General features: G+C 61.1%; 11 protein-coding genes. 6 read left to right on the top strand and 5 right to left on the bottom strand.

What is annotated here, in order from left to right; all coding sequences use genetic code 11:
• Positions 1–121: 121 nt before the first annotated feature.
• Positions 122–649: a helix-turn-helix domain-containing protein gene (locus CI807_RS13940; protein ID WP_095015048.1), complete on the bottom strand. Its 528-nt coding sequence runs from the start codon at positions 647–649 to the stop codon at positions 122–124.
• 105 nt (positions 650–754) lie between these two features.
• On the opposite strand from CI807_RS13940, the gene CI807_RS13935 reads away from it, so the two are divergent.
• The 6 genes from CI807_RS13935 (at position 755) to CI807_RS13910 (ending at position 7,852) form a co-directional block, all read left to right on the top strand.
• Positions 755–1,537 (top strand): aldolase, encoded by a 783-nt coding sequence (locus CI807_RS13935; protein WP_033902694.1) that lies wholly within the window; start codon positions 755–757, stop codon positions 1,535–1,537.
• Positions 1,538–1,565: 28 nt separating this feature from the next.
• Positions 1,566–2,438 (top strand): dihydrodipicolinate synthase family protein, encoded by an 873-nt coding sequence (locus tag CI807_RS13930; protein WP_095015047.1) that lies wholly within the window; start codon positions 1,566–1,568, stop codon positions 2,436–2,438.
• Between the two features lie 201 nt (positions 2,439–2,639).
• On the top strand, positions 2,640–3,179 hold the full coding sequence (locus CI807_RS13925) for an RNA polymerase sigma factor (protein WP_016975119.1): 540 nt from the start codon (positions 2,640–2,642) through the stop codon (positions 3,177–3,179).
• Entirely contained in the window at positions 3,176–4,147 is a 972-nt protein-coding gene (locus CI807_RS13920; RefSeq protein WP_095015046.1) for a FecR domain-containing protein, read from the top strand. The genes CI807_RS13925 and CI807_RS13920 overlap by 4 nt, the downstream gene beginning before the upstream one ends.
• Positions 4,148–4,275: 128 nt before the next feature.
• Positions 4,276–6,834, top strand: a complete 2,559-nt coding sequence (locus CI807_RS13915; RefSeq protein ID WP_095015045.1) for a TonB-dependent receptor — start codon at positions 4,276–4,278, stop codon at positions 6,832–6,834.
• 103 nt (positions 6,835–6,937) lie between these two features.
• Positions 6,938–7,852 carry a DMT family transporter gene (locus CI807_RS13910; RefSeq protein WP_095015044.1) on the top strand — a complete coding sequence of 305 codons (915 nt, stop codon included), beginning with the start codon at positions 6,938–6,940 and terminating at the stop codon, positions 7,850–7,852.
• A 78-nt stretch (positions 7,853–7,930) separates the two neighbouring features.
• Here the strand turns inward: CI807_RS13910 and CI807_RS13905 are convergent, their stop codons facing one another.
• From CI807_RS13905 to CI807_RS13890, 4 genes are all read right to left on the bottom strand, one after another.
• The gene (locus CI807_RS13905; RefSeq protein ID WP_095015043.1) at positions 7,931–9,148 is read right to left on the bottom strand and encodes an SAM-dependent methyltransferase; all 1,218 of its coding nucleotides are present in this window, start codon (positions 9,146–9,148) and stop codon (positions 7,931–7,933) included.
• Between the two features lie 87 nt (positions 9,149–9,235).
• Positions 9,236–9,853 carry a TPM domain-containing protein gene (locus CI807_RS13900; protein WP_028619297.1) on the bottom strand — a complete coding sequence of 206 codons (618 nt, stop codon included), beginning with the start codon at positions 9,851–9,853 and terminating at the stop codon, positions 9,236–9,238.
• A 28-nt stretch (positions 9,854–9,881) separates the two neighbouring features.
• A complete protein-coding gene (locus CI807_RS32020; RefSeq protein ID WP_095015042.1) occupies positions 9,882–10,610 on the bottom strand; it encodes a YgcG family protein in 729 nt (242 codons plus the stop codon).
• An 18-nt stretch (positions 10,611–10,628) separates the two neighbouring features.
• Positions 10,629–11,240, bottom strand: coding sequence for a LemA family protein (locus tag CI807_RS13890; RefSeq protein WP_010212287.1), 612 nt, complete (start codon positions 11,238–11,240; stop codon positions 10,629–10,631).
• Between the last annotated feature and the right edge of the window lie 164 nt (positions 11,241–11,404).

Raw genomic sequence — 11,404 nt, 5'->3', positions numbered from 1 at the left:
AAATGTGGGAGCGGGCTTGCTCGCGAATGCGGTGGATCAGTTAATAAATCAGGTACTGACCCACCGCATTCGCGAGCAAGCCCGCTCCCACACTGGCCCCTATTTCAATCCTGTATCGTGGTCATTCTTCCGAGCTGTGCACCACGACCAGCAACTGTGCCTGCACCGGCCCCACCGAGCGCAACCGATGGGGCTTCTGCGCATTGAAGTGCAGCGCATCGCCGCGCTCCAGGATCACCCGTTCGTTCATGAAATCCACCTCGACCTGACCTTCATGCACAAACAAAAACTCCTCCCCCAGATGCTCCTTGAAGGTCTTGTCGGTGAACTCCGCCGGCGGGTAGATGATGAACGGCAGCAGGCTGCGCTCGCTGACCTGATGGGCCAGCACCGCATAACCCGGTGAGGTGTCCGGCCGTTCATGGCTGCGCACCAGGCTGTAGTTGTCGAGGCTGACGCTGTCTTCGCTGAACAGCTCTTCGACCTTCACGTTCAGCGCCTTGGCCAGTTTCAACGCGGCGGCAATCGACGGCGTGTTCAGCCCGCGCTCGACCTTGGACAGGTAACTCTTGGTCATCCCGGACTTTTCGGCCAGGACATCCAACGTCACACCAAGTTTTTTTCTCAATAATTTCAAACGGATAGACATGCGCCGCGATTAATCCATGCAGTAAGCGATGAGCTGTGCTTGCCAATGACACAAAGTGTCATATAGCATCGTTAGTGTCATTTGCAGACACCGAGGGCACCCGATATGGCCAAGACATTAGCACTCCCAAAAGACCAACTGGTCAAGCAAGCGCTGGTCCAGATGCAAAACACCCTGGCGGATAATACGTGGACCGTCCGGCAAAAGCTGGCGCTCACGTGTCGCATCCTGTTCGAAAACGGCCACGACTCCGGCCTGGCCGGGCAGATCACTGCGCGCGGGCCGGAACAGGGCACCTATTACACTCAGCAATTGGGCCTGGGTTTTGATGAGATCACCGCCAGCAACCTGTTGCTGGTGAACGAGGATCTTGAAGTACTGGAAGGCCACGGCATCCCCAACCCGGCCAACCGTTTTCACAGTTGGGTGTACCGTGGGCGGCCGGATGTGAACTGCATCATCCACACCCACCCCACCCACATCGCCGCGCTGTCGATGCTGGAAGTGCCGCTGCAGGTGTCCCATATGGACCTCTGCCCGCTGTACGAAGACTGCGCCTTCCTGGAGGCCTGGCCGGGTGTGCCGGTGGGCAATGAAGAAGGGGAAATCATCACCACGGCACTGGGTGACAAACGCGCGATCCTGCTCTCGCACCACGGTCAGTTGTCCACCGGGGCGAGCGTCGAGGAAGCCTGTGTCATCGCGCAGTTGATCGAGCGCGCGGCCAAATTGCAGTTGCTGGCGATGGCGGCCGGCACCATCAAGCCGATCCTGCCGGAGCTGGGGCGCGAGGCCCATGACTGGATCTCCCGGCCCAAGCGTCACGGCGCTGCGTTCAACTACTACGCCCGGCAGAACCTGCGTCAACACGCCGATTGCCTGAACTGACTAGCCCTTTTCTGACCGGAGACCTTCCATGTCCAGCCCAACCCTTCACGGCATCATCGGCTACACCATCACCCCGTTCAGCGCCGACGGCCAACGCATTGACCTCGACGCCCTCGGCCGCTCCATCGACCGCCTGATCGACGGCGGCGTACACGCCATCGCGCCACTGGGCAGCACCGGTGAAGGTGCGTACTTGAGCGACGCCGAGTGGGACGAAGTCAGCGCCTACAGCCTGGCCAAAATCGCCCGGCGCGTGCCGACCATCGTCAGCGTGTCCGACCTCACCACCGCCAAAGCCGTACGCCGCGCCCGCTACGCCGAGGCCAATGGCGCCGATGTGGTGATGGTGCTGCCGACCTCCTACTGGAAACTCAGCGAAGCGGAAATCATCGCCCACTACGCCGCGATCGGCGACAGCATCGGCGTGCCGATCATGCTCTACAACAACCCGGCCACCAGCGGCACGGACATGTCGGTGGACCTGATCCTGCGCATCATCAAGCAGGTGGCCAACGTGACCATGGTCAAGGAGAGCACCGGGGACATCCAGCGCATGCATCAGTTGCATCGCCACAGCGACGTGCCGTTCTACAACGGTTGCAACCCGCTGGCGCTGGAAGCCTTCGCGGCGGGTGCCAAGGGTTGGTGCACGGCGGCGCCGAACCTGATCCCACAGCTCAACCTGGCGTTGTATGACGCAGTGTTGGCCAATGACCTGACCGAGGCGCGGGAGCTGTTTTACCGCCAGTTGCCGTTACTGGACTTCATCCTCAAGGGTGGGTTGCCGGCGACGATCAAGGCGGGATTACGTTTGACGGGGCTGGAAGCGGGTGATCCGCGTCTGCCGGTGTTCCCACTGGGTGAAGTGGGGATCGAACAACTGAAAACATTACTGCGCTAACCCACAATCCCCTGTGGGAGCGGGCTTGCTCGCGAATGCAGCGTGCCAGTCACCGGATAAATCGACTGACACACCGCTTTCGCGAGCAAGCCCGCTCCCACATTTTTTGCAGTGTACATCCGTAAAATAGAGACAAATGACAATGGTTCTCGATACCATTCGCGACTTTCTCCACGTCGTGCTTCGTCAAGAAGGATCTCCATGTCTCGTCCCAAGCCCGACCCGCTGTCGGCCGATGCCTTTCGCGGGTTCTATACAGATATTCTGTATTTCCTGCGCAAGCGCACAGACAACGCCAGCGACGCCGCGGACATGACCCAGGATGTCTTCACTCAGTGGCTGGACTACCGCGACCGGGCCAAGGTCGAGCAGCCACGGGCGTTTCTGTTCCAGATGGCGCGCAACCTGCTGCGTGATCACTGGCGCAAACAGAAGGTACGACACACCGTCCACTCTGATCAGGCCGAAATGGACGCCGAGCCTGTCACCGACGAGCAAAACGATCCCATGGCCGCCGTGCAGCGCTTGCAACGCCTGGAACAGTTGAAAGAAGTCCTTGCCGAACTCTCGCCCCGCAGGCGAGAAGCCCTTATGCTGCACCGCTTCGAAGGCTTGAGCCAGGCGCAGATCGCCGAGCGCATGGGCATTTCGACCAGCATGGTGGAAAAGCACATCGCCTTTGCCCTGCTGCATTGCAAGCGACGCCTTCAACACGAACCCGGCACGGAGCAGCCAGAATGAACCGCCTGAGCGACACCGACATGCTCGACATCGAGGACAGTGACTCCATCGATGCCCAAGCCGCCAGCTGGTTTGCCCGCAACCGCAATAATGACGCGGGGCGTGCCAACCGCAAGGCCTTTGCCGCCTGGCAAGCCGAGCCCGCCCATGCCCGCGCCTATGCCGAATTCGAGCAACTGTGGGCAGACCTCGCCCAGTTGCAGCAACTGAACAAACCCGTGGCGCTGCCCAAGCGCAAGCCTTCCGTATGGCGCCCGGCCCTGGCCGTGGCGGCCGCCTTGCTGTGCGCAATCATGGCCACGCCTATCGGCGCGCCCCGCGAGCTGTATCACAGCCAGGTCGCAGCCCACGCCAAAGGCATGCGCACCCTCAATCTGCCCGATGGCAGCACCTTGTATGTGAATGCCAACACCCGCGTGCGGGTGGAGTTCACCGCGTACCAGCGCATCGTGCACCTGGACAAGGGCCAACTGTACCTCGAAGTGGCCGCCGACAAGGAACGCCCGCTGTTCGTGCAAGCGGGCGAGGCCAATGTGCGTGTGGTCGGCACCGGCTTCGATGTGCGGCGCAGCCAGCAGCAACTGGTGGTCAGCGTCGCCCATGGCCAGGTCGCATTCGAGCCCGATGCCAAAAGCCCCATCACCTTGTTGGGCGCCCAGCAGCGTGCAATCTTCAGCTACGCCAAGGGCACATTGCAGCAGCAGACTCTCACCGCCGAAGAGGTTGCCGACTGGCGCAGCGGCCATCTGTCGTTTCGCAATCGCGAGTTGGCCAGCCTGATCGATGAGCTGAGCCTGTATCGCCCACAGGCACCGCTGCACGTCAGCAACGCCGTGGCGCACCTGAAGGTTTCGGGCAATCTGGATGTGAATGACCCCGACGCCCTGCTCAACGCCCTGCCCGCCCTGTTACCGGTGAAAACCGTGGCGTCGGCCGATGGCATTGTGCGCATCGAACCAAGTAAATAAGCCTGCAAAATTCTTATTTGAGAATATTTTGCATTCGCAGGTGTGGTTTTTTCGAGCAGCCGCGTCTTCCCCCGGTCTGCGTTTGATACGCACACCTTTTCGGCCATTTGGCCACACCGGGGGATTTCATGTTTCGCGCGCCTTGCCACGCTTCGCACCTGTTTCTTCGACCGACGCTCATCGCTAGTTGCCTGGTATTGAGCCTCAGTGCACAGGCCGATTCGCTCACGCTGCAACTGCCAGCGCAGTCACTGGCCACGTCCCTGAGCCAGGTGGCGCAGCAGGCGAAAATCCAGCTGCTGTTCGATGAAGAATTGCTCAAAAACGTGCAGGCGCCGGCACTCAACGGCGACTTCACGCCGGAAGTGGCGATTCGCACCTTGTTGAAAAAGGGTGAGTTCACCTTGATCAAGGTCGGCAGCACCTATGTCGTGCGCCCCGATGAAGGCAAAACCACCAACAGCGGCGTGATCCAGTTGGACGCCCTGAGCGTGATCGGCACCGGTACCGAGGTCAACTCCAGCACCGTCGGCCGTTCCACCCTGAGCCAGGAAGACATCGACCGTTACCAGTCCAATAACATCCCCAGCCTGTTGCAGACCCTGCCCGGCGTCAGCCAGGGTGGCTCGCTGAAACCTGGCGGCCAGACCATCAATATCCGTGGGTTCGGCGATGCCGAAGACGTCCCGCTGACCGTCGATGGCGCCACCAAGAGCGGCTTTGAGCGCTATCAGCAAGGCACGGTGTTCATTGAGCCCGAACTGATCAAAAGCATCGAGGTGGAGAAAGGCCCCAACTCGCCTTTCACCGGCAACGGCGGGTTTGGCGGTACGGTCAACATGACCACCAAGGATGCGCCCGACCTGCTCAAGGACGGTCGCAACAGTGGCGCGATGCTCAAATATGGTTACTCCAGCAACGACCATGAGCAGGTCTACAGCAGCGCCGTATACGGGCGTACCGACGATGGCCGTTTCGACGCCCTGGCCTATCTGACCCAGCGCGACGGCGACGACATGAAGGTCGCCGCCAAACTGCCCAACGAGAACAATCAGTACCCGATCAACCCCCAGCGCCTGCCGAACTCCGCGCAGAATGTCGACGGCAAGCTGTTCAAGGTCAACGCCCACTTCACCGAAGAGCACGCTGTAGGCTTGTCCTACTCGCGTTCACACAGCGACCGCTGGACACCGTTCTCGGCGGCCAGCTACCCGACGCCGCCCACCCAGGCCAACATTGACCGCTATGGCTACGAAGCGGCGTTGAAGCGGTTTCTGGCCCATCGCGACACGGTCGACACCACCTGGTCGGGCAAATACGAATACACACCCCTGGACAACCCGCTGGTGGACCTGACCGTCAAGTACTCCCAGTCCAACACCGATCAGACCGACGAACGCGACGCCACGGCGTTTTTCCAACTGGCCACCGGCGGACGCAAAATGGACACCGCCTACACCGACAAGAATCTCGACGTGCGCAACGTCAGCCTGTTTGACACCGGCCCGTTGCAGCATGCCGTCACCGTGGGCGGGCAAGTCCGCAAGCACATCCGCGAGACCGAAATGTGGATGCCCGGCACCACCTACAACACCGCGCGTTACAACTACGGGCATTTCCAACCGGGCTTCATGCCCCATGGCAAAGTCGATACCAACAGTTTCTTCGTGCAGGATGCGGTGACCCTGGGTGATGTCACCATCACCCCATCGATGCGCTACGACCACGTACGCAACCGCGGCGAAGCCAACGATGCGCCGTACTACAGCAACCCCGATCCGTCCTTCGGCCACGATTACAGCGACCGCACCTACACCGGCTGGTCGCCGCGCCTGGCAGTGTTCTGGACCGTCAACCCGAACCTCGGGCTGTTCGCCAACTGGAGCAAGACCTGGCGCGCGCCGGTGATCGATGAACAGTACGAAGTCCAAGGCCTGGGCAGCCGCACCGCCACCAGCGTCGACCTCGACCCGGAGCGCATCACCTCGATCAGCGTGGGCAGCGTCAGCAGCTTCGACAACCTGATCACCCACGACGACAACCTGCAACTGCGCACCACCTTCTTTCACAACAAAGTCGAAGATGAAATCTTCAAGGCCACCGGCGTCGGTTGCCAAAACCAAGCCATCAACGGCGGCACCATTTCTACCGCTTGCCCGCCGGGGGCCATGTCCAACTATCGCAACATCGGTGGCCTGACTATCAAGGGCTTCGAGCTCGAATCGTTCTACAACTCCACTTACCTGTTCGGTTCGGTGTCGTTCGCCTATGCCAAGGGCGACCATGAAGGTGCCTACACCAACCCCTGGGGCCCGGATGTGGCGGCTCGGGATATCCCGCCGACCAAATGGGTACTGGTGCTCGGCACCAACATTCCGGCGTGGGACGCCCAGGTGGGCTGGACCGGTCAGTTCATCGGCGCGACCTCGCGTTTGCCCAGCGACAAATACTCCGGCGGTCCAGGCAGCAGCGTGGGCGACCTGTTCTATGACCAGTACGGCAACAAGCGCTACAACACCCAGGGCCTGTTCGCCAAATGGAAACCACAGCAGGCCTACCTAAAAGGCACCGAAGTGAACTTCACCGTGGACAACCTGTTCAACGAGAACTTCCGTCCGGCCCTGAGCGGCGACCGTGCCTACACCAAGGGCCGTGATGCCAAGATCAGCATCACCCGCTTCTTCTGAAAAACTGTACGGATAAATCCGCACCCAGCTGTAGGCCCGCAATCGGCGGGGGATGTGGCTAGATGGGCTTCCCTTGAAGCCCTCTAGATTTCGGTTCTTCCCCATGAGCTCGCGCGAAAACACCGGCATGGCCCTCGGCCTGCTGGGCGTCATCATCTTCAGCCTGACCCTGCCCTTCACCCGCATCGTGGTGCAGGAAATCCACCCGTTGCTCAACGGCCTGGGCCGCGCGTTGTTCGCGGCGATTCCGGCGGCGGCGCTGTTGCTGTGGCGTCGTGAGCGCTGGCCGACCTGGCGCCAGGTGCGCGGGCTGTGCCTGGTGATCGCGGGCGTGATCCTGGGTTTCCCGGTACTGTCGGCATGGGCCATGCAGACCTTGCCGGCGTCCCATGGCGCGCTGGTCAACGGCCTGCAACCGCTGTGCGTGGCGCTGTACGCGGCGTGGCTGTCCCATGAACGGCCGTCGAAAGCCTTCTGGGCTTGTGCGGCGCTGGGCAGTGGCTTGGTGTTGAGCTACGCGTTGATCACCGGGGCCGGCAGTATCCAGGCCGGTGATTTGCTGATGCTCGGTGCAATCGCGGTGGGCGGCCTGGGTTATGCCGAAGGCGGCCGATTGGCCAAAGAGATGGGCGGCTGGCAGGTGATCTGCTGGGCGCTGGTGCTGTCGACGCCCGTGCTGATCGGGCCGGTGTGGTACCTGGCGGCGCAGCATCAAGGGGCGATTTCCATGCGCGCCTGGTGGGCGTTTGGGTACGTGTCGCTGTTCTCGCAGTTCCTGGGGTTCTTTGCCTGGTACGCGGGGTTGGCCATGGGCGGGATTGCGCGGGTCAGCCAGATTCAGCTGTTGCAGATCTTCTTCACCATCGCGTTTTCGGCACTGTTCTTTGGTGAACACATCGAGCCGATTACCTGGCTGTTTGCCTGTGGCGTGATCGTGACGGTGATGCTGGGGCGCAAGACAGCGGTGCAGCCAGCACCGGACTCCTGTAGGAGCGAGCTCGCTCGCGAAAATCGTTAACGATGACGCGAAAAACCTGAAAGCCCACTGCGCTCTCAGTTTTTTCGCGAGCAAGCTCGCTCCTACGAGGGAGCGTGTTCAGCCCAGGTAGCCATCCGCGCGCAGCAGGGTTTCCAGGCAGTGTTCGGTGATGTGGTAGAACGCTTTCAGCGCCTGGATTTTCTCCAGCAATTGCGCGTTTTCCAACGGCTCGGCGCGCTTGACCGCCAGAATCATCTTGTTCTTGTTGGTATGTTCCAACGAGATGAATTCGAACACCTTGGTCTCATAACCACAGGCTTCGAGGAACAGCGCACGCAAGCTGTCGGTGACCATTTCCGCCTGTTGGCCCAGGTGCAGGCCGTATTGCAACATCGGCTTGAGCAGCACCGGGCTCTGGATCTGCAGGCGGATCTGCTTGTGGCAGCACGGCGAGCACATGATGATCGACGCGCCGGAACGGATGCCGGTGTGGATCGCATAGTCGGTGGCAATGTCGCAGGCATGCAGGGCGATCATCACGTCCAGTTCGCTGGGCGCCACGCTGCGCACGTCGCCGCATTTGAACACCAGCCCCGGATGCTCCAGGCGCGCGGCGGCAGTGTTGCACAAGGTCACCATGTCTTCGCGCAGCTCGACGCCAGTCACTTCGCCTTCGGCCTTGAGGGTGTTACGCAGGTAGTCGTGAATCGCGAACGTCAGGTAGCCCTTGCCCGAGCCGAAGTCAGCGACACGCACCGGCTGGTCCAGCTTCAAGGGTGACGAGGTGAGCGCGTGGCTGAACACTTCGATGAACTTGTTGATCTGCTTCCACTTGCGCGACATCGACGGGATCAGCGCCTGCTTGGCGTCCGTCACCCCCAGGTCGGCGAGGAACGGCCGGCTCAGGTCGAGGAAGCGATTTTTCTCGCGGTTATGTTCAGCCGATGGCGCTTCACGCAGTTGCTGCGGCTTGCTTTTGAACAGCGAGCTTTTGTTCTTCTTGCTGTATTCCAGCTGGGCTTCGTCAGTCAGCGACAGCAGGTGCGCGTTCTTGAACTGCGCCGGCAGCAACGCGGCAATCGCTGCCACACCTTCGGCCTGCGGGAAATTCTTGGTGATGTCACGGGTCTTGTAGCGGTAGACGAACGACAGGCAAGCCTGCTCCTTGACCGTGACCGGCTTGATGATCAGCCGCTGCAACTCGGCTTCCTCACCGACATACTTGGCCAGCACCAGCTTGATAAAGGCGTTTTGCGCGAGGCTTGCGCTGAGCAGTTCGATGAACTGGGCGTGATGATCCGGCGCAGGGCGGGCAGGTTGAGCGGTGACAGACATGAACAAAAACGCCTCGGGCAGGGAATGCCGGGCATTTTAGGGGGGATAGCCCGCCAGGGCACGGAGTTATTTGACCAGCGGTACGCCTTACTCCAGCACCACCAATCGATTGGGCAGCTCATTGCGGGTCTGCGTCACCGGCACATGCACCTTCAACAACTCGCCACAGGCTTCAATGCAACTGATAAACCCCGCCAACGTCTGCCCCTGTTTCACCTGCTGGGTAAACGCCTTGACGATCACATCCCAACTGCCGTCATCCAGCCGCTTGGAAATGCCGTCATCCACCAGGATCTCGACGTACCGCTCCGCCTCGCTGACAAAAATCAGCACACCAGTGCTGCCCAGGGTGTGATGCAGGTTCTGCTCCAGGAACTGCCGCCGCGCCAGGTTGGACGCGCGCCAGTGGCGCACCGAACGAGGGATCAACCGCGTGGTGACCTTGGGCAGGCGAAACACCAGGCACAACACGATGAACGTCGCCCATTGCGCCAGCAACAAGGTGTACATGGTCAGGTAACCCGACAGGTAATGCACCACGCCGGGCACCACCAACGCGATCAGGCTGGCCCACAACAGCGGGATGTAGGCGTAGTCATCGGCGCGGGCGGCCAGTACGGTCACCAGCTCAGCGTCGGTGGTTTTCTCGACGCGGGCGATCGCTTCCGCGACTTGGCGCTGCTCGTGTTCAGTCAGTAATGCCATGGTTGTGCTTGCTCTCTCATTATTATCATCACCAGCCGCCTGAAGCCCCGCCGCCGCCAAAGCCGCCACCGCCGCCCCGGAAACCACCGCCGCCTCCCCCACCGCCGCCGCCACGGCCGCTGCTGCTGAGAATCGCCAGCAAAATAGCGCCCACCGGCAGCCCCATGCGATTGCACAGCCACAACACGCCGATCAGCAGGATAAACAAGCCGATGGAAAACCCGGGATTATCCTTGGCAAAGTTGGCATCCGCCACATGGGCCGGCACGGCCAGTGGCTCGCCGCCCACCACCTGCACCATCGCGGCCACGCCGTCGCTGATGCCTTTGCTGAAGTTGCCGGCCTTGAACGCCGGCGCAATCACCTGGTTGATGATCACCCACGACTGCGCATCGGTGAGCACACCTTCCAGGCCATAGCCGACTTCGATGCGCAATTTTCGCTCATCGCGGGCGACGATCAACAGCGCGCCGTTGTCCTTGCCCTTCTGGCCGATCCCCCACTCGCGGCCCAATTGGTAACCGAAGTCTTCAATGGGCACGCCTTGCAGGTCGGGCACGGTGACCACCACTATCTGGTCGCCGGACGTCTGCTCCAGTGCCTGCAACTGCTGGGTCAGTTGCTGGCGCGTGGCGGGGTCGATCATCTGGGCGTTGTCCACCACCCGCCCGGTCAGCGCCGGGAAGGTCAGCGCCGCCTGGGCCGCACCGACGCAGGCCAACAGCCACAACGCCAGGCCTATCCGTAATAAACGCATCGACACCTCAGTGCAGCCTTATTTGAACTTCACTTGCGGCGCTTTATCGGCATCGGCACTGGTGGCTTCAAACGTGGCGCGGATCGGCAAGTCGCTGTACATCACGCTGTGCCACAGACGGCCAGGGAAGGTGCGGATCTCAGTGTTGTAGGCCTGCACCGCCTGGATAAAGTCGCGGCGCGCCACGGCGATACGGTTTTCGGTGCCTTCAAGCTGGGATTGCAGGGCCAGGAAGTTCTGGTTGGCCTTCAGGTCCGGATAGCGCTCGGACACCACCATCAAGCGGCTGAGTGCGCCGCTCAAGCCATCTTGGGCCTGCTGGAACTGCTTGAGTTTTTCCGGGTTGTCGAGGGTGCTCGCATCCACCTGGATCGAGGTGGCCTTGGCCCGCGCTTCAATCACGGCGGTGAGGGTGTCTTGCTCATGGGCGGCGTAGCCCTTGACCACCTCCACCAGGTTGGGGATCAAGTCGGCGCGGCGTTGGTACTGGTTCTGCACCTGGCCCCAGGCGGCCTTGGCCTGTTCATCCAGTGTGGGAATGTTGTTGATGCCGCAACCGCTCAGCACCGTGCTGATCAATAACAAAGCTGCGGCTTTCAAGCCCCAGCGGTAACCCTGTGCTGCTTGCATGGTGTTTCTCCTGCCCAATCTTGATGGAATGTTACGACTGACCCTATACACCGCGCGCTTGGGGCATAATCCGCCACCACTGGATTGCATCGAGCCAATCAGCTACAAAGATGCCCAGCGCGAAAAAGAGTTCAGAGTGTGCTGCATTTATCTGAACAACACCC

Source organism: Pseudomonas sp. NS1(2017), assembly GCF_002269425.1.
In the GTDB taxonomy this organism is placed as follows: Bacteria; Pseudomonadota; Gammaproteobacteria; order Pseudomonadales; family Pseudomonadaceae; genus Aquipseudomonas; species Aquipseudomonas reactans.
This window is presented reverse-complemented; position numbering and strand designations above follow the sequence as displayed.

Coding starts and splice junctions, on each gene's coding strand:
- CI807_RS13925 (WP_016975119.1), top strand. CDS start 2,640: ATGTCTCGTCCCAAGCCCGACCCGCTGTCGGCCGATGCCTTTCGCGGG.
- CI807_RS13930 (WP_095015047.1), top strand. CDS start 1,566: ATGTCCAGCCCAACCCTTCACGGCATCATCGGCTACACCATCACCCCG.
- CI807_RS32020 (WP_095015042.1), bottom strand. CDS start 10,610: ATGCGTTTATTACGGATAGGCCTGGCGTTGTGGCTGTTGGCCTGCGTC.
- CI807_RS13940 (WP_095015048.1), bottom strand. CDS start 649: ATGTCTATCCGTTTGAAATTATTGAGAAAAAAACTTGGTGTGACGTTG.
- CI807_RS13890 (WP_010212287.1), bottom strand. CDS start 11,240: ATGCAAGCAGCACAGGGTTACCGCTGGGGCTTGAAAGCCGCAGCTTTG.
- CI807_RS13935 (WP_033902694.1), top strand. CDS start 755: ATGGCCAAGACATTAGCACTCCCAAAAGACCAACTGGTCAAGCAAGCG.
- CI807_RS13910 (WP_095015044.1), top strand. CDS start 6,938: ATGAGCTCGCGCGAAAACACCGGCATGGCCCTCGGCCTGCTGGGCGTC.
- CI807_RS13915 (WP_095015045.1), top strand. CDS start 4,276: ATGTTTCGCGCGCCTTGCCACGCTTCGCACCTGTTTCTTCGACCGACG.
- CI807_RS13900 (WP_028619297.1), bottom strand. CDS start 9,853: ATGGCATTACTGACTGAACACGAGCAGCGCCAAGTCGCGGAAGCGATC.
- CI807_RS13905 (WP_095015043.1), bottom strand. CDS start 9,148: ATGTCTGTCACCGCTCAACCTGCCCGCCCTGCGCCGGATCATCACGCC.
- CI807_RS13920 (WP_095015046.1), top strand. CDS start 3,176: ATGAACCGCCTGAGCGACACCGACATGCTCGACATCGAGGACAGTGAC.